This is a genomic window from Streptomyces sp. NPDC058796, assembly GCF_042745235.1.
Lineage (GTDB): Bacteria > Actinomycetota > Actinomycetes > Streptomycetales > Streptomycetaceae > Streptomyces.
Genome location: NZ_JBHYOP010000012.1, coordinates 52,795 through 75,511 on the forward strand (window position 1 = coordinate 52,795; position 22,717 = coordinate 75,511).

General features: G+C 71.5%; 20 protein-coding genes. 14 read left to right on the top strand and 6 right to left on the bottom strand.

Annotated elements, in window-relative coordinates; all coding sequences use genetic code 11:
* Window positions 1-32 precede the first annotated feature (32 nt).
* On the bottom strand, window positions 33-1,580 hold the full coding sequence (locus ACFW47_RS27795) for an MFS transporter (protein ID WP_386284561.1): 1,548 nt from the start codon (window positions 1,578-1,580) through the stop codon (window positions 33-35).
* Window positions 1,581-1,664: 84 nt separating this feature from the next.
* Here ACFW47_RS27795 and ACFW47_RS27800 point away from each other — a divergent pair, with 84 nt between their 5' ends.
* Complete coding sequence (locus tag ACFW47_RS27800) at window positions 1,665-2,249, top strand: TetR/AcrR family transcriptional regulator (protein ID WP_383283831.1); 585 nt, start codon at window positions 1,665-1,667, stop codon at window positions 2,247-2,249.
* A 6-nt stretch (window positions 2,250-2,255) separates the two neighbouring features.
* Here ACFW47_RS27800 and ACFW47_RS27805 read toward each other — a convergent pair whose 3' ends face one another.
* Window positions 2,256-3,530 (bottom strand): PucR family transcriptional regulator, encoded by a 1,275-nt coding sequence (locus ACFW47_RS27805; RefSeq protein WP_386307473.1) that lies wholly within the window; start codon window positions 3,528-3,530, stop codon window positions 2,256-2,258.
* A 165-nt stretch (window positions 3,531-3,695) separates the two neighbouring features.
* On the opposite strand from ACFW47_RS27805, the gene ACFW47_RS27810 reads away from it, so the two are divergent.
* The 5 genes from ACFW47_RS27810 (at window position 3,696) to ACFW47_RS27830 (ending at window position 9,219) form a co-directional block, all read left to right on the top strand.
* Window positions 3,696-4,622 (top strand): proline dehydrogenase family protein, encoded by a 927-nt coding sequence (locus ACFW47_RS27810; RefSeq protein ID WP_386284565.1) that lies wholly within the window; start codon window positions 3,696-3,698, stop codon window positions 4,620-4,622.
* Window positions 4,623-4,668: 46 nt separating this feature from the next.
* Complete coding sequence (pruA, locus tag ACFW47_RS27815) at window positions 4,669-6,300, top strand: L-glutamate gamma-semialdehyde dehydrogenase (RefSeq protein ID WP_386284567.1); 1,632 nt, start codon at window positions 4,669-4,671, stop codon at window positions 6,298-6,300.
* A gap of 309 nt (window positions 6,301-6,609) precedes the next feature.
* Window positions 6,610-6,741, top strand: coding sequence for a hypothetical protein (locus tag ACFW47_RS27820; protein WP_007444772.1), 132 nt, complete (start codon window positions 6,610-6,612; stop codon window positions 6,739-6,741).
* Between the two features lie 86 nt (window positions 6,742-6,827).
* Complete coding sequence (locus tag ACFW47_RS27825; protein ID WP_386307474.1) at window positions 6,828-7,871, top strand: 3-isopropylmalate dehydrogenase; 1,044 nt, start codon at window positions 6,828-6,830, stop codon at window positions 7,869-7,871.
* Window positions 7,872-8,130: 259 nt separating this feature from the next.
* The gene (locus tag ACFW47_RS27830; protein ID WP_386307475.1) at window positions 8,131-9,219 is read left to right on the top strand and encodes a branched-chain amino acid aminotransferase; all 1,089 of its coding nucleotides are present in this window, start codon (window positions 8,131-8,133) and stop codon (window positions 9,217-9,219) included.
* 59 nt (window positions 9,220-9,278) lie between these two features.
* Here the strand turns inward: ACFW47_RS27830 and ACFW47_RS27835 are convergent, their stop codons facing one another.
* On the bottom strand, window positions 9,279-10,742 hold the full coding sequence (locus tag ACFW47_RS27835) for a cytosine permease (RefSeq protein WP_386307476.1): 1,464 nt from the start codon (window positions 10,740-10,742) through the stop codon (window positions 9,279-9,281).
* A gap of 143 nt (window positions 10,743-10,885) precedes the next feature.
* Here ACFW47_RS27835 and ureA point away from each other — a divergent pair, with 143 nt between their 5' ends.
* From ureA to ACFW47_RS27865, 6 genes are all read left to right on the top strand, one after another.
* On the top strand, window positions 10,886-11,584 hold the full coding sequence (ureA, locus tag ACFW47_RS27840) for an urease subunit gamma (RefSeq protein WP_386284576.1): 699 nt from the start codon (window positions 10,886-10,888) through the stop codon (window positions 11,582-11,584).
* Window positions 11,581-13,293: an urease subunit alpha gene (locus tag ACFW47_RS27845; protein ID WP_386284578.1), complete on the top strand. Its 1,713-nt coding sequence runs from the start codon at window positions 11,581-11,583 to the stop codon at window positions 13,291-13,293. Before ureA ends, ACFW47_RS27845 begins: the two co-directional genes overlap by 4 nt.
* A gap of 32 nt (window positions 13,294-13,325) precedes the next feature.
* Window positions 13,326-14,345: an agmatine/peptidylarginine deiminase gene (locus ACFW47_RS27850; RefSeq protein WP_386307478.1), complete on the top strand. Its 1,020-nt coding sequence runs from the start codon at window positions 13,326-13,328 to the stop codon at window positions 14,343-14,345.
* Window positions 14,346-14,355: 10 nt separating this feature from the next.
* Window positions 14,356-14,964: a TetR/AcrR family transcriptional regulator gene (locus tag ACFW47_RS27855; RefSeq protein ID WP_386284752.1), complete on the top strand. Its 609-nt coding sequence runs from the start codon at window positions 14,356-14,358 to the stop codon at window positions 14,962-14,964.
* A gap of 317 nt (window positions 14,965-15,281) precedes the next feature.
* Window positions 15,282-16,886: a citramalate synthase gene (gene cimA, locus ACFW47_RS27860; RefSeq protein ID WP_386284754.1), complete on the top strand. Its 1,605-nt coding sequence runs from the start codon at window positions 15,282-15,284 to the stop codon at window positions 16,884-16,886.
* 95 nt (window positions 16,887-16,981) lie between these two features.
* Complete coding sequence (locus tag ACFW47_RS27865) at window positions 16,982-18,337, top strand: hypothetical protein (RefSeq protein ID WP_386307480.1); 1,356 nt, start codon at window positions 16,982-16,984, stop codon at window positions 18,335-18,337.
* 2 nt (window positions 18,338-18,339) lie between these two features.
* On the opposite strand, the gene ACFW47_RS27870 is transcribed toward ACFW47_RS27865, so the two are convergent.
* The gene (locus tag ACFW47_RS27870; RefSeq protein WP_386285072.1) at window positions 18,340-19,272 is read right to left on the bottom strand and encodes a DMT family transporter; all 933 of its coding nucleotides are present in this window, start codon (window positions 19,270-19,272) and stop codon (window positions 18,340-18,342) included.
* Window positions 19,273-19,348: 76 nt separating this feature from the next.
* On the opposite strand from ACFW47_RS27870, the gene ACFW47_RS27875 reads away from it, so the two are divergent.
* A complete protein-coding gene (locus ACFW47_RS27875; RefSeq protein WP_386307481.1) occupies window positions 19,349-19,966 on the top strand; it encodes a TetR/AcrR family transcriptional regulator in 618 nt (205 codons plus the stop codon).
* Window positions 19,967-19,970: 4 nt separating this feature from the next.
* Window positions 19,971-20,522 carry a cysteine hydrolase family protein gene (locus tag ACFW47_RS27880; protein WP_386284761.1) on the top strand — a complete coding sequence of 184 codons (552 nt, stop codon included), beginning with the start codon at window positions 19,971-19,973 and terminating at the stop codon, window positions 20,520-20,522.
* Here the strand turns inward: ACFW47_RS27880 and ACFW47_RS27885 are convergent.
* Together ACFW47_RS27885 and hpnR are read right to left on the bottom strand one after the other, a co-directional pair.
* Complete coding sequence (locus ACFW47_RS27885) at window positions 20,509-21,066, bottom strand: YceI family protein (RefSeq protein WP_386284763.1); 558 nt, start codon at window positions 21,064-21,066, stop codon at window positions 20,509-20,511. The two genes, ACFW47_RS27880 and ACFW47_RS27885, sit on opposite strands and share 14 nt — an antisense overlap.
* A 91-nt stretch (window positions 21,067-21,157) precedes the next feature.
* Entirely contained in the window at window positions 21,158-22,651 is a 1,494-nt protein-coding gene (hpnR, locus tag ACFW47_RS27890) for a hopanoid C-3 methylase HpnR (protein ID WP_386284766.1), read from the bottom strand.
* Window positions 22,652-22,717 lie beyond the last annotated feature (66 nt).

Below are 22,717 nucleotides of genomic sequence, written 5' to 3' on the forward strand. Positions count from 1 at the left end.
ACCCCCGCTTCGGCCCTGAACGGGCCTCGTCCTCAAACGCCGGACGGGCTGACTTGATCAGCCTGTCCGGCGTTTTCCGTGCAGGGCTCCTCGCGCACCCGCACCCTCCGCAGCGTCACCGACGCCAGGACCGCCGCCCCGGCCAGCACCACCGCGCCCGCGATCGCCGCCGCGTGCATCCCGCTGGTGAACGCCTCCCGCGCCGCCGTCGCCAGGGCGTCCCCCGCGCGCCCCGGCAACTGCCCGGCGACGGCCAGCGCCCCGCCCAGCGTCTCCTGCGCCACCGCCGGCACCGAGTCCGGCATCTCCTGCCGGTAGACCGCCGTGCCGATGGAACCGAGCACCGCCATCCCCAGCGCCCCGCCGAACTCCGCGCCGGTCTCCATCAACGAGGAAGCGGAGCCGGCCCGCTCCACCGGGGCGGCACTCAGCGCCAGGTCCATGATCTGGGACATCACCATGGTGACGCCGGAGGCGAGGACACCGCAGGCCACCAGCCCGAGCGCCAGCGCGTCCGTGTCCACCAGCGTCAGCAGCGCGTAGCCGCACGCGGCCAGACCGAAGCCCGCGGAGACCACGTGGGCGCGGTTGACGCCGCCCCGCACCAGACGGGCGGCGAGCGGGGCCGCGAAGCCGATCGGCACCGAGGGCAGCAGCGCCCACAGGGCGGCCTCCAGCGCGCTCTTGCCCAGCACCGACTGGATGTACTGCGTGGTGAAGAACGCCGAGCCCATCATCGCGAACATCGTGACCAGGTTGAGGACGACGGCGGGGGCGAAACCGTGCCCGCGGAAGAGGGCGGGGGAGACCATCGGCGAGGCGGTGGTCCGCTGCCGGTGCACGAACAGCGCCGCGAACAGCAGGCCCACGGTGACCGCCATGACGTAACGGACGTGCCAGCCCTCGGACGCGATCTCCTTGAGGCCGTAGACGACCGGGAGCACCGCGGCCGTCGACAGCGGGATGCTCACCCAGTCGAAGCGGCCCGGCGCCGGGTCCTTCGACTCCGGCAGCAGAAGCGGGCCCAGGAGCAGGAGCAGGGCCATCGCCGGCAGGTTCACCAGGAAGACCGACCCCCACCAGAAGAATTCCACCAGCACCCCGCTGAGCACCGAGCCCAGTGCCACGCCGGCCGTCATCACGCCGGACCAGATCGCGATGGCCTGCGCCCGCTGCCCGGGGTCGGTGAAGAGCGAGCGGACCAGGGCCAGCGTCGACGGCATCAGCGTGGCGCCGCCGATACCGAGCAGCGCGCGGGCCGCGATGAGCATCTCGGCGCTGTTCGCGTAGGCCGCCGCCAGCGAGGCGGCACCGAAGGCGACGGCGCCGATCAGCAGCAGCCTGCGGCGGCCGACGCGGTCGCCGAGCGAGCCCATGGTGATGAGCAGGCCGGCCACGGCGAAGGCGTAGACGTCGAAGATCCACAACTGCTGGGTGCCGCTCGGAGCCAGGTCGGCGTTGATCGCCGGGATCGCGAAGTACAGGACCGACACGTCCATGGAGACCAGCAGCAGCGGAAGCATCAGCACGGCGAGCGCGGACCACTCGCGGCGGCCGGCGCGGGGCGGGTTGGGTGTCATGCAGGTGACTATACGTCCGTCTTATACAGACGTCTATGACGGTCGTATAAGACGGACGTATGGACCCGGCGATAGGGTGGGGCCATGGGACACCGCGAAGACCTGCTCGAAGGTGCCAAGCGCAGCCTGCTGCGGAAGGGGTTCGCGCGGACGACCGCGCGGGACATCGTCAAGGAGTCGGGCACCAACCTGGCCTCGATCGGCTACCACTACGGCTCGAAGGACGCGCTGCTCGCACAGGCCTACATCGAGCTCATCGAGGCGATGTCCGGCGCCTTCGAGGGCGACGCCGGGGCCGACCTGCCCGGTGAGCCCGGCTCGATGGAGCGGTTCACGGCGGTGTACGCGAACATCATCGGCACGATGCGCGATCCGGGATCGCTGTGGCGGCTCAGCATGGAGATCGTGGCCCTGGGTGACGAACTCCCCGAGGTGCGGGATCACCTGGCACGTGCTCAGCGGGAGGGGGCGCGCGGCCTCGTGACGCTCTTCATGGGCGGCCGGGAGGAAGACGTTCCGGAGGAGACCGTCGACACGCTCGGCGGCTTCTACGTCACGCTGCTGATGGGCCTGATGGTCCAGTGGTCGTTCGGCCCGCAGTACGCCCCCGAGGCCGACCGGCTCGCCGAGGGGCTGCGCCAGGTGGTCGAGGGCGTCCGGAAGGGCTGAGCACGCTCACAGCCGTGCGGCCTTCAGGGCCATGTGCAGCAGCAGCCGGTCCTCCCCGTCGTCCAGATCCAGGCCCGTCAGCTGCTCCACGCGGGACAGGCGGTAGTACAGGGTCTGGCGGTGGACGCCCAGTTCGGCGGCGGTACGGCCGGCCTGGCCCGCGCAGTCCAGGTAGACCTCGGCGGTGCGGGCCAGTTCGCGGTGCGCGGGGGAGAGCAGCACCCGTACGGCGGGGTCGTCGGCCGACCGGGGCGGCAGCGCGGTCAGCAGCCGGAACGCCCCGATGGACGTCCACTCGGCGACCGGCCCGAACCGGCTCTCGGCGCGTGCCGCCCGGGCCGCCGCCGATGCCTCCTGCCAGGCTGCCCCGAGCTCCGCCAGGCCGGTGCGCGGGGCGGAGACCCCCGCCGCCGTCCCCGCGCCCGTCCGGGCCGCCGCCACCGCCCCGGCCGCCGGCCCGGTCGCCCCGGCCGCCGTGCCCCGCGCCCGTTCCAGCAGCCGTCCCGCCGCCGAGGCCGCCGGGGTCAGCACGTCCGCCGACCGCAGCCGCACCAGCAGCGCCAGCGACTGGGCCGAGGCGCCCCACGGCACGGTGCACAGCGCCGTCGCCCCCGGCACCGTACGGACCGACGGGGCGTCGTCGGGATCGGCCGACGGCCAGGGCGCCACGCACACCACCGCGTGCGGGGTGTCCGCGCGGGCGCCGAGCGCGGTGCGCAGTTCGGCCACCGCCATGTCCCGCTGCCAGTCGCGCTCGGCGGTCAGCACCGCCCGCAGCTCCCGGCTCAGGTCGGCGCCGTGCTGCGCCTCGTCCGCGAGCAGCGCGCCGATCCGGCCGGTCACCTCCATGGCGGCCGCCAGCTGCCGATCGGTCGGGACGGGGTCGGTGTCCAGCAGCCACACGTAGCCGAGGACGACACCCCGATGGCGTACCGGCAGGCAGGTGCGGCCGCGGTAGACCCCCGCCTCCGGGGTCGGCGGGATGCGGACCGGGCCCTTGGCGCGGGTGATGCCGAAGCCCTCGAACCAGGCCCGGACGGCGGCGGTGGAGCGCCGGGTCAGGATCGAGCGGGTGCGCACCGGGTCCAGGACGGAGGGATCGAGGTCGCCCTCGCTGTCGTAGGCGCCGAAGGCGATCAGCTCGAAGTCGCGGTTCTCCAGGGTCGCGGGGGCGCCCAGCAGCTCGGAGATCTCGTCGATCAGCTCCTGGTAGTCGCCACTGGTACCACCGGAGCCTGCGGAAGCTCTGGAATCCGACGTCACCCGGGCATTCTGCCGCATTTGTGCGCCGCCTTCATACATCTGTCTGAGATCCGCGGCACGGATGCGTGACAGCTGTCGATGGCCCACGATCGGGGTCATCCTTAGATTTCACGGTGGTTCTCCGTGCCGTTCCCGAAACGTCGGGTGGACGGCCCTGTGTTGGTTGGTAAGTGGAGGTGCCCCGTGCTGGGTCCCGTGATTCTCGCCGCGTCGCGCAGCGACCGGATGCGTCGGCTGGTTTCCGCCGCGCCCGTGACCAAGCCGGTCGTCGACCGGTTCATCCCCGGCGAGACGGTCGATCAGATCGTTCCGATCGTCCAGGAGCTGACCGATCGGGGCCTGGAGCTGACGATGGACGTCGTCGGCGAGGACATCACCACCCCCGCGCAGGCCGAGGCCGCCCGCGACGCGTACCTGGAGCTGGTCGACCGGCTCAAGCCGCTGGACCTCGGCACCCGCGCCGAGATGTCGGTGAAGCTGTCGATGTTCGGCCAGGCGCTGGACGGCGGCCACGAGCTGGCCCTCGCCAACGTCCGCCCGGTCGTCGAGGCCGCCGCCGAGATCGGCACCACCGTCACCCTCGACGCCGAGGACCACACCACCCTCGACTCGATGTTCGCCATCCACGAGGAGCTGCGGAAGGACTTCCCGCAGACCGGCTGCGTCATCCAGGCGTACCTCTTCCGCACCGAGGCCGACGCGCGCCGGCTCGCCGACAACGGCTCTCGCGTACGGTTGGTGAAGGGCGCCTACAAGGAGCCCGCCGAGGTCGCGTACCAGCAGCGCCACGAGATCGACAAGGCGTACGTGCGCATTCTGCGGACGCTGATGGAGGGCGAGGGCTACCCGATGATCGGGTCGCACGACCCGCGTCTGATCTCCATCGCGCAGGAGCTGGCCCGGACCGCCGGGCGCAAGCTCGACGAGTACGAGTTCCAGATGCTGTACGGCATCCGCGGCGACGAGCACCTGCGGCTCGCCGCCGAGGGCCACCGCATGCGCGTGTACACCGCCTACGGCACCGACTGGTACGGCTACTTCATGCGCCGTCTGGCGGAGAAGCCGGCCAACCTCCGGTTCTTCGCCCGCTCGATGGTCAGCAAGGGCTGAGCCCACCCGCTCGCAAGACCGCTCAGTTAAAGGAGTTACGGAACCCATGGACGCTGTGACCCAGGTCCCCACCCCCGTCAACGAGCCGGTGCACGGCTACGCCCCCGGCTCGCCCGAGCGTGCCCGTCTGGAGGCCAAGCTCAAGGAGCTGGCCGACAACCCGGTCGACCTGCCCTGCACCATCGGCGGCGTGAAGCGGATGGGCGGCGGCGAGCGCTTCGACGTCGTGCAGCCGCACAACCACAAGGCGCGCCTGGGCACGTACGCGAACGCCACCCAGCAGGACGCCCAGGACGCGATCGACGCCGCCCTGGCCGCCGCCCCGGCCTGGCGCGCGATGTCCTTCGACGACCGCGCGGCGATCATCCTGCGCGCCGCCGAGCTGCTGTCCGGCCCGTGGCGCGAGACCATCGCCGCCTCCACGATGCTCGGCCAGTCCAAGACGGCCCAGCAGGCCGAGATCGACAGCCCCTGCGAGCTGATCGACTTCTGGCGCTTCAACGTCCACTACGCCCGCAACATCCTGGCCGAGCAGCCCCCGGCCAACTCCCAGGGCGTGTGGAACCGCATGGACCACCGCCCGCTGGAGGGCTTCGTCTACGCGATCACGCCGTTCAACTTCAGCGCGATCGCGGCCAACCTGCCCACCGCCCCGGCCCTGATGGGCAACGTGGTGGTCTGGAAGCCGTCCCCGACCCAGACGCACGCCGCCGTGCTGCTGATGCAGCTCCTGGAGGAGGCCGGGCTGCCCAAGGGCGTCATCAACCTGGTCACCGGCGACGGCATCGCGGTCTCCGAGGTCGCCCTGGAGCACCGGGACCTCGCGGGCATCCACTTCACCGGCTCGACCAAGACCTTCCAGCACCTGTGGAAGACGGTCGGCAACAACATCGAGAAGTACCGCACCTACCCGCGCCTGGTCGGCGAGACCGGCGGCAAGGACTTCCTCGTCGCCCACCCGAGCGCCGACCGCGCCGTGCTGAAGACCGCCCTGACCCGCGGTGCCTTCGAGTACCAGGGCCAGAAGTGCAGCGCCACCTCCCGCGCGTACATCCCGGCGTCCATCTGGAACGACGGCTTCAAGGAGGAGTTCGCCGCCGAGGTCGACTACCTCACCATGGGCGACGTCACCGACCTGTCGAACTTCATCGGCGCCGTCATCGACGAGCGGTCCTTCGCCAAGAACAAGGCCGCCATCGACCGCGCCAAGGAGGACGACGCCTGCACGATCGTGGCGGGCGGCTCCTACGACGACTCGGTCGGCTACTTCGTCCGCCCGACCGTCATCGAGTGCACCGACCCGGAGAACGAGGTCTTCCGCACCGAGTACTTCGGCCCGATCCTCGCCGTGTACGTCTACGAGGACGACAAGTACGACGAGATGCTGACCCAGATGGAGTCGGTGTCCGACTACGCGCTCACCGGGTCGGTCATCTCCAACGACCGCGCCGCGGCGGCGTACACGATGGAGAAGCTGCGCTACGCGGCCGGCAACTTCTACATCAACGACAAGTCGACCGGCGCCGTCGTCGGCCAGCAGCCCTTCGGCGGCGGCCGTGCCTCCGGCACCAACGACAAGGCCGGTGCCCCGCAGAACCTGATGCGCTGGACCCTGACCCGCGCCATCAAGGAGACGCTGGTCGCCCCGACCGACTACGCGTACCCGCACATGGGCTGACGCCTCCTCGGTACGCCCGCCGACGGGCCAGGTCACGCGACCTGGCCCGTCGGCGTTTTCGCAGGTCAGCGCGGTGTGGTCGAGGCCACTGTCTCAGATAGTAGGAAGTCCGAGTAATTGTGGAGACAGACGCTCCGTGCTCCCTTAGCTTTGTAGGAGCCGAACGTCCCGCTCGATCGAGCGAAGGGCGGTCGTGAGCCGGGCCCCGTGCAGGCAACCCCTGCGGCGCCGCGCTCCCCGCCCCTTCCGGCCTCTCGCAATCCCCCTTTCTCCGCACCCCCGTGTGCTGTGCCGAAGGAGTCGATTCCCATGGCCGAGACCACCGTCCGCCGCCGAGTCCGCCACCTCTCCCGTACCAGCGACTCCGACCGCAAGAACGCAGCCGCCGCCCTCCAGCGCGCCCTCGACCGCCGTGACAACGGCGGCGCCACCGGTCACTGAGCCGCGCGGACGGCGCGCGGACGACAGCGGCGTCCGCATGCCGGACGCCTCATGTCATCCCGTGGGACGAGGAGTAGGGTGCCGTCATGTCTCCCAGCATCAAACTCGCAGTGATTCCCGGTGACGGCATCGGCCAGGAGGTCGTGGCCGAAGGTCTGAAGGTCCTCTCCGCCGTCCTTCCCCAGGATGTGAAGCTGGAGACCAAGGAGTTCGACTTCGGCGCCCGGCGCTACCACGCCACCGGTGAGACCCTCACCGACGCCGACCTCGACGCCCTCAAGGCACACGACGCCATCCTGCTCGGCGCGATCGGCGACCCCTCGGTGCCGTCCGGCGTCCTGGAGCGCGGCTTCCTGCTCAAGCTCCGCTTCGCCTTCGACCACCACGTCAACCTGCGGCCGAGCAAGCTCCTGCCCGGAGTCGCCACCCCGCTCGCCGGGCAGCCGGAGATCGACTTCGTCGTCGTCCGCGAGGGCACCGAGGGCCCGTACACCGGCAACGGCGGCACCATCCGCAAGGGCACCGAGCACGAGGTCGCCACCGAGGTCTCCGTCAACACGGCCTACGGTGTCGAGCGCGTCGTGCGCGACGCCTTCGCCCGCGCGCAGGCCCGCCCGCGCAAGAAGCTGGCGCTGATCCACAAGAACAACGTGCTGACCTTCGCCGGTCACCTGTGGACGAACGTCTTCAACAAGGTGGCCGAGGAGTACCCCGAGGTCACCACCGAGTACATGCACGTCGACGCGGCGACCATCTACCTGGTCACCCAGCCCGAACGCTTCGACGTCATCGTCACCGACAACCTCTTCGGCGACATCATCACCGACCTCGCCGCGGCCGTCTCCGGCGGCATCGGCGTCGCCGCGAGCGGGAACATCAACCCGTCCGGCGAGTTCCCCTCGATGTTCGAGCCGGTCCACGGTTCCGCGCCCGACATCGCCGGCCAGGGCAAGGCCGACCCCACCGCCACGGTGCTGTCCGTCGCCCTGCTGCTGCGCCACCTCGGCTACGAGGCCGAGGCCGCCCGCATCGAGGACGCGGTCTCGGCCGACCTCGGCGAGCGCGCGGACAAGCCCGGCCGCTCCACCTCGGAGATCGGCGACGCGCTCGCCGTACGAGTAGCCGGCTGACTCGGCGCACTCGAAAACCAACCTCTGGAAGCCGCCGGGTCCGAAAAACAAGGCACCCGGCGGCTTTCACCTGCGTCCGCCAGGTGCGACCATCGAACCCTGGGCCGCATTCACCCCGTTTCATCCGTCACGGGCCACGCGCGATAATCGAACGCGAAGCCGCGACATGAGGGAATGCTCGGACGTCCTAGCACCGGCCACCGGCCGTACGGGCGTGACAGCGGCCCGTCACAATCAAACCGGTGAAGGACATCAACCCATGACGACGCCCACGATCGAGCTCAAGCCCTCCGCCAACCCGCTCTCCGACGCAGAGCGCCAGGCGATCCTGGCCAACCCCGGGTTCGGCCGCCACTTCACCGATCACATGGTGACGATCAAGTGGACCGAGGGCCGCGGCTGGCACGACGGTCAGCTCGTGCCGTACGCCCCGCTCTCCCTCGACCCGGCCACCATGGTCCTGCACTACGCGCAGGAGATCTTCGAGGGACTGAAGGCCTACCGCCGGCCCGACGGCTCCGTCGCCACCTTCCGTCCGGAGAAGAACGGCGCCCGCTTCCAGGCCTCGTCGCGCCGCCTGGGCATGCCCGAGCTCCCGGTCGACACCTTCATCGAGGCGTGCGACGCGCTGGTGAAGCAGGACGAGAAGTGGGTCCCCGCGCACGGCGGTGAGGAGTCCCTCTACCTGCGTCCGTTCATGATCGCGACCGAGGTCGGCCTGGGCGTGAAGCCCGCCAACGAGTATCTCTTCCTCGTCATCGCCTCCCCGGCGGGCGCCTACTTCCCGGGCGGCGTCAAGCCGGTCTCCATCTGGGTCTCCGAGGACCGCGTCCGCGCCGTCCCCGGCGGCATGGGCGACGCCAAGACCGGCGGCAACTACGCGGCGTCGCTGCTCGCGCAGGCCGAGGCGGCGGCCAAGGGCTGCGACCAGGTCTGCTACCTCGACGCGGTCGAGCACAAGTGGGTCGAGGAACTGGGCGGCATGAACCTGTACTTCGTCTACGGCGACAAGATCGTCACGCCCACCCTCACCGGCTCCATCCTCGAGGGCGTCACCCGCGACTCCCTCCTCACCGTCGCCCGCGACCTCGGCTACGAGGCCGAGGAGGGCCGCGTCTCCGTCGACCAGTGGCAGCGCGACTCGGAGAACGGCACGCTCACCGAGGTCTTCGCCTGCGGTACGGCGGCCGTGATCACGCCGGTCGGCACGGTGAAGCGCGCCGGAGCGCAGTGGCAGCAGAGCGGGGGCGAGCCCGGTGAGGTGACGCGGCGGCTCCGCGACGCGCTGCTGGACATCCAGCGGGGTACCGCCGAGGACAAGCACGGCTGGATGCACCGGCTGGTCTGAGGCCCCGCTGCAGGGGCGGGCCGCACTGGGGGCTGCCGCCCCCAGACCCCCGCTTCGGCCTAAACGGCCTCGTCCTCGAGCTCCCCCAGAGGGGGCGCCCCCAAGCGGGCTGCTTCGGCCACCCCCGGGCTCTGCCGAGTGCGAGCCCGGGGCTGCGGCAGGAGCAGGTACACCACCCCGCCCACCAGCCCCGACAGCAGGAAGCTGCAATCCACCCCGCCGGTGAAGGCCAGCAGCGGACCCTCGTACGACGGCAGGGACACCGCCAGCACGCCGACCACCGCGCCCGCCGCCCAGGCCGCCGTGGCCGGGACGTTCCAGCCGGCGCGGTACCAGTAGGCCCCGCCCCGCGCCCGGCGGTTGAAGACCTGGAGCGCGTCGGCGTCGTACTCCCCGCCGCAGCGCACGAAGCCGATCATCGTGACGACCGCCCACGGGGTGCCGATCGCCGTCAGCAGCAGCACGAAGGACGTCATCGCCGACTGCGCGTCCCACGCGTAGTGCCCGGCGAAGACGCAGGCCGTGGCGACCACCGCGACCGCGCAGGTGGCCCGGGCGCGGGAGGCGCGCGGCAGGATGGCGTCCAGGTCCAGACCCATGGAGTACAGCATCAGCCCCGCGTTGCCGACCGAGCCGGCGGAGGCGGCGAGCAGCAGCGGCACCAGATACCAGGTGGGCGCCGCGTCGACCAGCGGGCCCGCGTAGTCCAGGGCGGCGCGGGCGGCGTACGAGGTGAAGGTGCCGAAGAGCTGCGGCACCAGCAGACCCAGCATCAGCCCGAGCCAGGTGGCGTGCAGCACCCGGCGGGAGGAGAAGCGGGCCGGGGAGATGTAGCGGGTGTAGTCGCCGAGCAGCGTGATGAAGGCGATCGGTCCGGACAGTCCCGCGGCCACGGCGGCCAGCAGCCAGGTCGGCCAGAACCCGCCCAGCAGGTAGCCGCCCGCCTCCGGCAGCGCGGCGGTGGTGAAGTCGGGGGCGTAGGCGATCACGCCGAGGACCAGCAGGGCGGTCATGGCGAACGCCAGCAGCCGGGACATGGCGAGCAGCACCCGGTAGCCGTAGACCGCGCCGGCGACGGTCGCCGCGGCGAGCAGCCCGTAGACGACGGCGTACGCGGCTTGGCCCTGCGGCAGGCCGAAGAGCCGGCCGAGCACACCCATCATCACGTCCCCGCCGATCCACACGGTCAGCGCGGTGTAGCCGAGGGCCAGGAGGAGCCCGACCACCGAGCCGACCAGCCGTCCGCGCACGCCGAACTGGGCGCCGGACGACGTGGACAGGTTGGTGCCGGTGCGCAGGGAGACCAGGGCCAGCGGTGCCGTGAACAGGGTGCCGACGACCGTGCCCGCCACCACCGAGGTGACCGACGCCCACCAGCCCAGGCCGAAGGACGGCGGCAGCCAGCCGAAGACGATCACGCCGAGGCAGAGATTGGAGCCCAGCAGGATCGAGACGAGGTCCCGCGGCCCGCTGGTGCGTTCCTCCTCGGGGATGGTGTCGACTCCGCGCTGTTCGATCGGCATGGCTGGTCTCCTTCGACGGCGGCCACGGTTTAGAGCGACGCTCAATGTGACGTCTGCCCCGACCGTCCGTCAATGGTTCCGTCGTGGGGAATCGATGTTTAGAGTGATGCTCTAATCTGTGGACGGCAAGGAGGTGCCACGTCGTGAGACTGACTCCCACGGAACGTGACCGGCTGCTGCTCTTCGGGGCGGCCGAGCTGGCCCGGGCCCGCCGTGCCCGTGGACTCCGGCTCAACGTGCCGGAGGCGACCGCGCTGATAGCGGACACCGTGTGCGAGGCCGCCCGGGACGGCGCCCGGCTCGCGGAGGCGATCGAGAGCGCCCGGTCGGTGCTGGGTCCGGACGACGTGCTGCCGGGCGTCGCGGACGTGGTCACCGAGGTGCACGTGGAGGCCGTCTTCGACGACGGGTCCCGGCTCGCCGTCGTCTCCGACCCCATCGGGGGCGGGCTGGGCCGGGAGGCGCCGGGTGCCCTGCTGCCCGGGCCCGACCACGCCGAGCCCGAGGCGGCGGTGCGCCTGCCCGTCACCAACACGGCGACCGTGCCCGTCTCCGTGACCTCCCACTTCCACTTCTTCGAGGCCAACCCGCGCCTCGACTTCGACCGCGAACGGGCCTACGGCATGCGTCTCGCCGTCCCCGCCGGGTCCTCGGTCCGCTTCGGGCCCGGTCAGAGCGCCGAGGTCGGTCTCGTGCCCATCGGCGGGCGGCGGATCGCGGTCGGCTTCGCCGGCCTGGTCGACGGTCCGCTGGACGCGCCGGGCGCGAAGGAGGAGGCGCTGCGGCGGGCCGCGGCCTGCGGCTACCTGGGGATCACCACACCGGAAGGAGGCGGGCGATGAGCCGCTCGAAGGGACGCGAGATCAGCGAGTCGGTCCACGTCGACCCGCACGCCTACGCCGCCACCCACGGCCCCCGCGCCGGCGACCGGGTCCGGCTCGGCGACTCGGGGCTGGTCATCCGCGTCGAGTCCGACAGCCAGCTGCCCGGCGACGAGTTCCTCGCCGGCTTCGGCAAGACCGCCCGCGACGGACTGCACCTCAAGGCCGCCGCCGTCCGCGAGACCTGCGACGTCGTGATCAGCAACGTCGTCGTGATCGACGCCGTCCAGGGCATCAGGAAGGTGTCGATCGGCATCCGCGAGGGGCGGATCAGCGGCATCGGACGGGCCGGCAACCCCGACACCCTCGACGGGGTCGACGTCGTGGTCGGCACCGGCACCACCATCGTGTCCGGCGAAGGGCTCATCGCCACCGCCGGAGCCGTCGACACCCACGTCCACCTGCTCTCCCCGCGCATCATGGAGGCGTCCCTCGCCTCCGGCGTGACGACGGTCATCGGGCAGGAGTTCGGCCCGGTGTGGGGCGTCGGCGTCAACTCGCCCTGGGCGCTGAAGCACGCGTTCGGCGCCTTCGACGCCTGGCCGGTCAACATCGGCTTCCTCGGCCGGGGTTCCTCGTCCCACGAGGCGCCGCTGATCGAGGCCCTCGCCGAGGGCGGGGCGAGCGGCTTCAAGGTGCACGAGGACATGGGCGCCCACACCCGGGCCCTCGACACCGCCCTGCGCGTCGCCGAGGAGCACGACGTCCAGGTCGCCCTGCACAGCGACGGACTGAACGAGTGCCTCTCCGTCGAGGACACCCTCCGCGTCCTGGAGGGCCGCACCATCCACGCCTTCCACATCGAGGGCTGCGGCGGCGGACACGTCCCGAACGTGCTGAAGATGGCCGGCGTGCCCAACGTCATCGGCTCCTCCACCAACCCCACACTGCCCTTCGGCCGGGACGCGGTCGCCGAGCACTACGGCATGATCGTCTCCGTCCACGACCTCAAGACCGACCTGCCCGGCGACGCCGCCATGGCCCGCGACCGCATCCGCGCCGGGACCATGGGCGCCGAGGACGTGCTGCACGACCTGGGCGCCATCGGCATCACGTCGTCGGACGCGCAGGGCATGGGGCGGGCCGGTGAGACGGTCCGCCGCACCTTCGCCATGGCCGGGAAGATGAAGGCCCAGTTCGGCGCCGACGGGGACGACGACAACGAGCGCGTCCTGCGTTACATGGCCAAGCTGACCGTCAACCCCGCCATCGCCCACGGCCTGTCCCACGAGGTCGGCTCGATCGAGGTGGGCAAGCTGGCCGACATCGTGCTCTGGCGCCCGGACCACTTCGGCGCCAAGCCCCAGCTCGTCCTCAAGTCGGGCTTCCCGGCGTACGGCGTGGTCGGCGACCCGAACGCGGCCACCGACACCTGCGAACCGCTCGTCCTGGGTCCGCAGTTCGGCGCCCACGGTGCCACGCCGGCCGAGATATCGGTGGCCTTCGTCGCGCAGGCCGCCCTCGACCAGGGCAACGACACCATGCCGACCCGGCGGCGCCGGGTCGCCGTGCGCGGCACGCGCGGCATCGGCCCGGCCGACCTGCGCCTGAACTCCCGTACCGGCGCGGTCGACGTCGACCAGCGCACCGGACTCGTCACCCTCGACGGGGACCCGCTGCGCTCGGAACCGGCCGATTCGGTCTCGCTCAACCGTCTCTACTTCCTCTGACGTACGTTCCTCCGACCTCCTGGGACACCTCCATGACCTTCCGCATGCCCGCCGAGTGGGCCCCGCACGAACGCACCTGGATGGCCTGGCCCGGCCCCAACCCGACGTTCACGAACGACGGGGAGCTGGCCGAGGCCCGTGCGGCCTGGGCCTCCGTCGCCCGCGCGGTGCGCCGTTTCGAGCCGGTGACGGTGGTGCACGGGCCCGGCCAGGGCGACGGGGCGCGCGAGCTGCTCGGCCCGGAGGTCGACCTGGTGGAGCGCGAGCTGGACGACGCCTGGATGCGGGACATCGGCCCGACCTTCGTGACGGACGGGAAGGGCGGGCTGGCCGCCGTCGACTGGGTGTTCAACGGCTGGGGCGCCCAGGACTGGGCCCGCTGGGAGCACGACTCCAAGATCGCCCGCCATGTCGCGGACCTCGTCGGCGCCCCCGTGCTGGGCAGCACGCTCGTCAACGAGGGCGGCGCGATCCACGTCGACGGGGAGGGCACGGTCCTGCTGACCGACACCGTCCAGCTCGGCCCCGGCCGCAACCCCGGCTGGAGTCGCGGGGAGGTCGAGGCGGAGATCCACGCCAAGCTCGGCACCACCAAGGCGATCTGGCTCCCGCACGGCCTGACCGGTGACTACGGCAGGTACGGCACCCAGGGCCACGTCGACATCGTCGCGGCCTTCGCCCGGCCGGGCACCGTCGTCGTGCACAGCCAGCGCGACCCCGGCCACCCCGACCACGCCCGCTCACAGATGTACCTGGAGATCCTCCGCGGCCAGACCGACGCCAGGGGCCGCCGCCTGGAGGTCGTCGAGGTTCCCGCCCCCACCGTCCTGAAGGACGAGGACGGCGACTGGGTCGACTACTCGTACATCAACCACTACCTGTGCAACGGCGGCGTCGTCCTGTGCGCCTTCGACGACCCGAACGACGAACTCGCGGCGGGCATCTTCCGCCGCCTGTTCCCCGAGCGCACGGTGACGCTCGTGGACGCGCGTACGATCTTCGCGGGCGGTGGAGGCATCCACTGCATCACACAGCAGCAGCCGAGGACCTAGGAGCGCGGACATGGCCGGTGGTGGGCGCAGACCGGCCCCGCCGCGCGAGGACGTGCTCGCCGCCGCCATGGAGATGATCGCCGAGCGCGGCCTGGAGAAACTGACCATGGCGGCCCTCGGGCGCGAGGTCGGCATGAGCAGCGGCCACCTCCTCTACTACTTCCACTCCAAGGACGAACTGCTGCTGCGCACCCTGGAGTGGAGCGAGGGCCGCCTCGGCGCCGAACGCGGGCGCCTGCTCACCCGCGCCGGCACCGCGCGCGAACGCCTCGACGCCTACGTCGACCTGTACGTCCCCGAGGGCCACCGCGACCCGCACTGGACACTGTGGCTCGAGGTCTGGAACCGCTCACAGAGCGCCGCCGGCGAGTCCGACGCCCGCGACCGGCAGGCCGCCATCGAGGGCGCCTGGCACCGCGACCTGGTCGCGCTGCTCGCCGAGGGCGTCTCACGCGGCGAGTTCCGGTCCGTCGACCCCGACCGCTTCGCCTCCCGGCTGCGCGCCCTCCTCGACGGCTTCGCCATCCACGTGGCGATCGGGCTGCGCGGCACGGACCGGGCACAGGTGCTCGGCCACGTGCGGGAGTTCCTGGTGGACGGTCTCTACGCCGAAGCCTGAGCGTCCGGTTCCGGACGGACGTTCTCGCATCCTGAGACGGGCGGTGAGCAGGGGGACGGACTGTGCCAGACTGCCACCGTGCTCTCGTTCGCCATGATTATTGGCAGCAGGCGCGCCGGTCCGCAGTGACCACCACGTACGACCAGGTACGGGTGGACACCGTCGTCCTCGACCCGCGCGCAGACCTCTCGCACCCGCGAGAGGTTTTTCGTTTTCCTGGCCCACCCCCAGCCGGGAAGAGAGCGCGAGGGATCATAGACGGACGGTGGAACCGGTCATTCCGGTAGACCGAGATCCCATACAGGAGCCTTCAGATCATGACCGCAACCAGCGAACTCGACGATTCGTTCCACGTCTTCGACACCACCCTGCGCGACGGCGCGCAGCGCGAGGGCATCAACCTCACCGTCGCGGACAAGCTGGCCATCGCACGGCACCTGGACGACTTCGGCGTGGGCTTCATCGAGGGGGGCTGGCCCGGCGCGAACCCGCGGGACACCGAGTTCTTCTCCCGCGCCCGCCAGGAGATCGACTTCAAGCACGCCCAGCTGGTCGCCTTCGGCTCCACGCGCCGCGCGGGCGCCACCGCCGCCGAGGACCACCAGGTCAGGGCGCTGCTGGAGTCCGGCGCCGAGGTGATCACCCTGGTCGCCAAGTCCCACGACCGGCACGTCGAACTGGCCCTGCGCACCACCCTCGACGAGAACCTCGCCATGGTCGCGGACACGGTCTCCCACCTCAAGGCCCAGGGCCGCCGGGTCTTCGTCGACTGCGAGCACTTCTTCGACGGCTACCGCGCCAACCCCGAGTACGCCAAGGCCGTCGTCCGTGCCGCCTCCGAGGCGGGCGCCGACGTGGTCGTCCTGTGCGACACCAACGGCGGCATGCTCCCGGCGCAGATCCAGGCCGTGGTCGCCACGGTGCTCGCCGACACCGGCGCCCGGCTCGGCATCCACGCCCAGGACGACACCGGCTGCGCGGTCGCCAACACCCTCGCCGCGGTCGACGCCGGCGCCACCCACGTGCAGTGCACGGCCAACGGCTACGGCGAGCGCGTCGGCAACGCCAACCTGTTCCCGGTCGTGGCCGCGCTGGAACTGAAGTACGGCAAGCAGGTGCTGCCCGAGGGCCGGCTGCGCGACATGACCCGCATCTCCCACGCCATCGCCGAGGTCGTCAACCTCACGCCCTCCACCCACCAGCCCTACGTGGGCGTCTCCGCCTTCGCGCACAAGGCCGGCCTGCACGCCTCCGCCATCAAGGTCGACCCGGACCTGTACCAGCACATCGACCCGGAGCTGGTCGGCAACACCATGCGGATGCTGGTCTCCGACATGGCCGGCCGCGCCTCCATCGAGCTCAAGGGCAAGGAGCTCGGCATCGACCTCGGCGGCGACCGCGAGCTGGTCGGCCGGGTCGTCGAGCGGGTCAAGGAGCGGGAGCTGGCGGGCTACACCTACGAGGCCGCGGACGCCAGCTTCGAGCTGCTGCTGCGGGCGGAGGCCGAGGGCAGGCCGCTGAAGTACTTCGACGTCGAGTCCTGGCGCGCGATCACCGAGGACCGTCCCGACGGCTCCCACGCCAACGAGGCGACGGTCAAGCTGTGGGCCAAGGGCGAGCGCATCGTCGCCACCGCCGAGGGCAACGGCCCGGTCAACGCCCTGGACCGCGCGCTGCGCGTCGCCCTGGAGAAGATCTACCCGGAGCTGGCCAAGCTCGACCTCGTCGACTACAAGGTCCGCATCCTGGAGGGCGTGCACGGCACCCAGTCCACCACCAGGGTCCTGATCTCGACGACCGACGGGACGGGGGAGTGGTCCACGGTGGGCGTCGCGGAGAACGTCATCGCCGCCTCGTGGCAGGCCCTGGAGGACGCGTACACGTACGGGCTGCTGCGGGCGGGGGTCGAGCCGGCGGAGTGAGCCGGTCCCCGGGGCGGTCTTCCGATCGGTTTCCCATCCGGTTTCCTCTTCCGCGCTGATGTCTTATTGAGGTCGATTCGGGTACTTTCGAACGTATGAAGGACGTACGCGTTCGAGTCCTCATACGCCTCCTGGTCGCGCCGGTCGTCGCCGCCCTGGCGGTGCTGATGGCCGGTGCGCCCGGCGCACAGGCGGCCACCGACGTCTCGGAGATCGGCGCGGCCCTGCGCGAGAGTCCCGTGTACGTGGACCCGGCCGCCACCGACCTGCTGTCGAAGTCGGACGCCGAGGCGCTCGCCGACAAGATCGAGGACGCGGACGAACCCGTCTTCGTCGCGGTCCTCCCGGCCGGCTACCCGACCGAGAACCTCTTCCGGAACCTGCGCACCGAGACCGGCATCACCGGCCTGTACGGCGTCCGGCTCGGCGACCGGTTCGACGCGCGCGCCGACAGCAGCGTGCTGAGCCGCCAGGGGGTGAACAACCTCGTCACGGCCGCGCAGGGCGCGGGCGACCCCAAGGCCCAGCTCAACGACTTCGTCGACGACGCGCTGCGCAGCGTCCGCGGCTCCGCCCCGGCGTCCTGGGACTCCGGCGGCGGCGGTGCCGTCTCTACGGGTGCCCTGATCACCGCGGGCGCGGTCGTGGTGGCCGGCGGCGCGGGCGTCTACGCGGTCTCGCGGCGCAACCGGCGCCGTCGCGAGGAGGAGCAGCGGGAGGCGCTGGAACGGCTGCGGGTGGTGGTCGACGAGGACATCACGGCGTTCGGCGAGGAACTGGACCGGCTGGACTTCCACCCCGGAGAGCCGGGCGCCGACGACGCGATGCGCACCGACTACGAACGTGCCCTCGACGCCTACGAGCAGGCCAAGACGTACATGGCGGACGCCCGCAAACCGGAGGACGTCCGCGCGGTCACCCAGGCTCTGGAGGACGGCCGCTTCTCGCTGGCCCAGCTCGCCGCCCGCCGCGAGGGCAGGCAGCTGCCCGAACGCCGCCCGCCCTGCTTCTTCGACCCGCGCCACGGTCCCTCGGTCGCCGACGTCACCTGGACGCCGCCGGGCGGCACCACCCGCCAGGTACCGGTCTGCGCGGCCGACCGGACCCGGTTGTCCGAGGGGCGGGACCCGGTGATCCGCGAGGTGGACACCGAGTACGGCCGCCGCCCCTACTGGGACGCGGGCCCGGCCTACGGCCCCTGGGCAGGCGGCTACTTCGGCGGTGGCATCCTGCCCGGCCTGCTCGTCGGCACGATGCTGGGCAGCATGATGGCCGGTCCGGCCTACGGGGCGGGGTACGGCGCCGGGTACGGGGACTTCGGCGGTTACGCGGGCGGCGACGTCTCCGGCGCCGACTTCGACCCCGGTGACTTCGGCGGCGGCTTCGGCGGCGGCGACTTCGGGGGTGGCGGCGGATTCGGCGGCGGCGGGGACTTCGGCGGAGGCTTCTGAGCTCAGGTGCGCCGGGACGGGACCGTGCGGGCCGGTCGCTTCAGCGGCCCGGGGCGAGGGGCGGGGGCGGTCTTGCGCCCGCGCCGTACGACGACGACGGCCGCGAGGCCCACGGCCAGGCCGAACGCGGTCTGCGGGCCGAAGTGCTCGCCGAACATCAGAGCACCCCACACGGCCGTGACCGGAGCCATCAGGAACATGAGCGTGTTGACCTCGGTGATGCCCGACCGGCGCAGGATCAGCCAGTACAGCCCGTAGCCGCCGAAGGTGGGCAGCACCACCAGCCAGGCGGTCGCCACCCAGAACGAGGAGTCGGCGGGCGGTGCCGCCGCCCCGGTGCCCACCGCCAGCGCCGAGAAGAGGACGGCACTGGTCAGGCAGTGGATCGTGAGCGCCGCCCGGGGAGCGACCGGCGCGCGGGAGCGGCCCTCCAGGAAGGTGGCCGCCACCAGGGACAGCATGCCGAGGAAGGGTATGAAGTACGCCCACCAGGCCACGTCCGCGCCCGCCGCCCCGGCGTCGGCCACGGTCACCGTGGCGACACCGGCCAGGCCCAGCCACAGTCCCAGCCACTGCCGGCGTGTCACGTACTGCCGCAGCACGGGCCCGGCGAGCGCACCGGCGACGAGCGGCTGGACGCCGTCGATCAGGGCGGTGGTGCCGCTGGAGACGCCGAGCTGGATGGCGTAGTAGACGCTGAGCAGGTAGCCGCTCTGGGACAGTGCTCCGATGGCGGCCTGCCGGCCGGTGTCCCGGAGCGTCAGCCCCCGCCACGCCGGCCGGGAGACGGCCGCGGCCGCGACGAGGGCCACGGCGAGCGGCAGGAAGCGCCACATGAGGAGCGTGCTCGCGTCCGCGGTCCCCGCGCCGAGCTTGGCGCCGATGAAACCTGAGCTCCAGCACAGTACGAAGGCGACCGAGAGCAGGGCGTTCACGTCGACCACATCCAAAGTAGACAGATCGGTTTACTGGTCCCGGGTGCCCACTATACAGATCGGTATACTCGTGGTCATGGGTGAAGAGGTGAAGCCGCACCGCGTCCGGATGACGCCGGGTGCGCGACGCGTACTGGAAGCCGCCGAGCGGCTGTTCTACGAGCGCGGCATCCACGCCGTGGGCGTGGACCTCATCGCCGCCGAGGCCGGGGTGACCAAGAAGACGCTGTACGACCGGTTCGGCTCCAAGGAGCAGATCGTCGTGGAGTACCTGGCCGGACGTGACGAGCGCTGGCGGGAGCTGCTCGCCGGGCGGCTGGACGCGGCGGGGGAGGGGGCGGCGGCCAGGATCGCGGCCGTCTTCGAGGCCTCGCGGGCGTGGGCGGCGGAGTACGGGTCGAGGGGGTGCAGCATGATCAACGCGCGGGCGGAGATCAACGACCCGGCGCATCCGGCGTACTCCGTCATCGCGGGGCAGAAGCGCTGGATGCTCGACCTGTTCACCGGCCTCGCCCGGGAGGCCGGGGCGGCCGGCGGGGACCGTCTCGCGCGCACCCTGATGCTGCTTCACGAGGGGGCGCTGGTCGGGTACGGGACGGGTGTGCCGCCCGACCCCTTCGCCGTGGCGCTGGACCACGTCCGGGAGCTGCTCGGAAAAGGGGCGGCACCGGGACGGGGTGCGCCACTACGGTGAGCCCATGCCGTCCGCCGCCGCGCTCCTCGTCATCGACATGCAGTACGCCACCGTCGCCATGGCGCACCGGGCCGCCGAGACGGTGGCCGCGATCGCCGGACTGAGCGAGCGGGCCAGGGCGGCCGGTGTGCCGGTCGTGACCGTCCGGCAGCGCGGCGAGGGCATGGAGCCCGGCACCGACGGGTGGCGGGTGGTTCCGGAGCTGGCGCCGCGGGAGGGTGAGCCGGTCGTCGACAAGACGACCCCGGACAGCTTCCTCGGCACCGGTCTCGACGCCCTCCTGAAGGCGCTCGGCGTCACCGAGGTGATCGTCACCGGGTTCGCCACGGAGATCTGCGTGGACACCACGGCACGGCAGGCACTGAGCCGGGGGTACGACCTGGTCGTCGTGGCCGACGGGCACACCACGTCACGCCGGACGGCCGCGGACGCGGGCCACCTGGTCCCGGCGGACGCCTCGGTCGCGCAGTACAACACGATCTACCGGACGATCGGCTGGCCCGGCCGGCGCATCCGGGTCCGGGCCGCCGACGACGTGGAACTCATGCCTGCTTGATCGCCGAGATGTCGAAGTTCAGCTTGATCTTGTCGGAGACCAGCACGCCGCCCGTCTCCAGGGCCGCGTTCCAGGTCAGACCCCACTCCGAGCGCTTGATCTCCGCCTTGCCCTCGAAGCCGACGCGCTCGTTGCCGAACGGGTCCTTGGCGGCGCCGTTGAACTCCAGGTCGATGCTGATCGGCCGGGTGGTGCCGAGGATCGTGAGGTCGCCGGTGATGCGGTAGTCGTCGCCTCCCAGCGACTCCGCCCTGGTGGAACGGAAGGTCATCTTCGGGAACTCGTCCGTCTTGAAGAAGTCCGAGCTCTTGAGGTGGCCGTCGCGGTCGGCGGAGCCCGTGTCGATGCTGTCCATCGTGACGTCGAGGGCCGCGGTGGACTTCGCGGGGTCGGTGCCGTCCAGGTGGAGCGTGCCGCTGAAGTCGAGGAACTTGCCCTTGACGTTGGTGACCATGGCGTGGCGCGCCGTGAAGCCGATCGTCGTGTGGGACGGGTCGATCGTGTACTCGCCGGTCAGGGTCGCGAGGTCGGGGGTGGTGGTCATGGCGTCCTCCAGAAAGGTCGGGGCGTGATGTTGAATGTTCAACCAATCCAACGGTCTCGACTGTAGACCTATTCCGTACAACCTTCAACGGTTACGGCCGGCGTGGCGGCGAAGTCTGCGGAGCCGGCCGGGTGTGCACGTACAGCTGCCGCCGGTCCCCGACGTCCACGGGCCGCGGCAGCGGGAGTTCGTACCGGACCGGCATACCGTGGTCCGCGAACTGCCGGCGCGGGTTGTAGACCTGGTTGAACTTCCACAGCATCCGCGCGAAGTTCGTCTGCCCGCGCAACAGGTTGCCGCCGAGGACGCGGGCCGCGCCCAGCGCCGTCCTCAGGCCGAGGTGCTTGCGGTTGATCACCGCCTGGGTGCGCACCAGCTCCTCGTAGAACCGCTCCAGCGGCAGTGTCGTCGGCACCACCGCGTGCTGGATGTCGAAGAGGCGGTAGTCCCGGGTGGTCAGGCGGCGGGACTCGGTGTGCCAGATCTCCGTGCCCGGGTACGGCGTCATCACCGTGAAGTGGACGATCTCCGGCACCGACAGCGCGAACTCCCGTACGACCCGGAAACGCTCCTCGTCCCAGGCCGGGTCCACGATCAGGTTGATGGCGACCTGGATGCCCATGCGGCGGGCCGCCTCCAGCGCCCGGAAGTTCTCGTCCGGGCTGATCCGCTTGCGGAACAGGTCCAGGCCCTCGGCGTCGATGGCCTCCATGCCCAGGAACATGTACCGCAGGCCGAGCCGCGCCCACCGTTCGAAGACCTCGGGGTGGCGCAGCAGCACGTCGCTGCGCGTCTCCAGGTAATACTGCTTGCGGATGCCGCGCCGCTCCACCTCGTCGGCGATGGCGTTGCCGTGCTCGGGCCGGATGAAGGCCACGTCGTCCACGATGAACACGTTGGGCTCGCGGACCCGCGCCAGGTCCTCGGCCGCCGCCTCGGGGGAGGCCTTGCGGTAGCTGCGGCCGTAGAACGTCCAGGCCGAGCAGAACGAGCAGTCCCAGGGGCAGCCCCGGGTGAACTCGATGGAGGCGCACGGGTCCAGTTCGCCGATGAAGTAGCGGCGCCGGTTGCGCATCAGGTCGCGGGCCGGGAGCGGGGAGTCGATGCCGTGCATCATCAGCGGCGCGGGCCCGCGCCCGGCGGCGGTGATGATGCCGGGGACGCCGTCCACGCCGCCGTCGCGCACCGCCTCCAGCAGCGGCGCGATCGCCGGCTCGCCCTCGCCCCGGACCACCGCGTCCACCGCCCCGGCCGCCTGCTCCAGCACGTCCTCGGCGACGAACGAGACGCTGTGCCCGCCGAAGAAGACGAAGCAGTCCGGGATCTCCCGCTTCACCTTCACCGCCAGCTCGATCGCCTCCGGGATGTTCGCCAGGTAGTTGAGCGAGATCCCGAGGGCCTCGGGCCGGAACGACCGCACCTCGTCGCGCAGCACCCGCTCGCTGAGCACCTGGCGGTCCACGACCCGCACCTCGTGCCCGGCCTCGCGGGCCGCGCCCGCCACCCGTTCGAGGCCGAGTGGTTCCAGGCGGAGGAAGATCTCGGAGTACATCAGGGCGCTGGGATGCACGAGCAGCAGACGCATGGTCACCTCGTCGCAGGTCGGAACGCCCCGGAACACGGGCGAACCGGAACGGCGGTAGGGCTCGGT

Excerpts from the sequence above, each read along its gene's own strand:
- ACFW47_RS27795 (WP_386284561.1), bottom strand. The coding sequence starts at position 1,580 with ATGACACCCAACCCGCCCCGCGCCGGCCGCCGCGAGTGGTCCGCGCTC.
- ACFW47_RS27800 (WP_383283831.1), top strand. The coding sequence starts at position 1,665 with ATGGGACACCGCGAAGACCTGCTCGAAGGTGCCAAGCGCAGCCTGCTG.
- ACFW47_RS27805 (WP_386307473.1), bottom strand. The coding sequence starts at position 3,530 with ATGCGGCAGAATGCCCGGGTGACGTCGGATTCCAGAGCTTCCGCAGGC.
- pruA (WP_386284567.1), top strand. The coding sequence starts at position 4,669 with ATGGACGCTGTGACCCAGGTCCCCACCCCCGTCAACGAGCCGGTGCAC.
- ACFW47_RS27820 (WP_007444772.1), top strand. The coding sequence starts at position 6,610 with ATGGCCGAGACCACCGTCCGCCGCCGAGTCCGCCACCTCTCCCGTACC.
- ACFW47_RS27825 (WP_386307474.1), top strand. The coding sequence starts at position 6,828 with ATGTCTCCCAGCATCAAACTCGCAGTGATTCCCGGTGACGGCATCGGC.
- ACFW47_RS27830 (WP_386307475.1), top strand. The coding sequence starts at position 8,131 with ATGACGACGCCCACGATCGAGCTCAAGCCCTCCGCCAACCCGCTCTCC.
- ACFW47_RS27835 (WP_386307476.1), bottom strand. The coding sequence starts at position 10,742 with ATGCCGATCGAACAGCGCGGAGTCGACACCATCCCCGAGGAGGAACGC.
- ACFW47_RS27845 (WP_386284578.1), top strand. The coding sequence starts at position 11,581 with ATGAGCCGCTCGAAGGGACGCGAGATCAGCGAGTCGGTCCACGTCGAC.
- ACFW47_RS27850 (WP_386307478.1), top strand. The coding sequence starts at position 13,326 with ATGACCTTCCGCATGCCCGCCGAGTGGGCCCCGCACGAACGCACCTGG.
- ACFW47_RS27855 (WP_386284752.1), top strand. The coding sequence starts at position 14,356 with ATGGCCGGTGGTGGGCGCAGACCGGCCCCGCCGCGCGAGGACGTGCTC.
- cimA (WP_386284754.1), top strand. The coding sequence starts at position 15,282 with ATGACCGCAACCAGCGAACTCGACGATTCGTTCCACGTCTTCGACACC.
- ACFW47_RS27865 (WP_386307480.1), top strand. The coding sequence starts at position 16,982 with ATGAAGGACGTACGCGTTCGAGTCCTCATACGCCTCCTGGTCGCGCCG.
- ACFW47_RS27875 (WP_386307481.1), top strand. The coding sequence starts at position 19,349 with ATGGGTGAAGAGGTGAAGCCGCACCGCGTCCGGATGACGCCGGGTGCG.
- ACFW47_RS27880 (WP_386284761.1), top strand. The coding sequence starts at position 19,971 with ATGCCGTCCGCCGCCGCGCTCCTCGTCATCGACATGCAGTACGCCACC.
- ACFW47_RS27885 (WP_386284763.1), bottom strand. The coding sequence starts at position 21,066 with ATGACCACCACCCCCGACCTCGCGACCCTGACCGGCGAGTACACGATC.
- hpnR (WP_386284766.1), bottom strand. The coding sequence starts at position 22,651 with ATGCGTCTGCTGCTCGTGCATCCCAGCGCCCTGATGTACTCCGAGATC.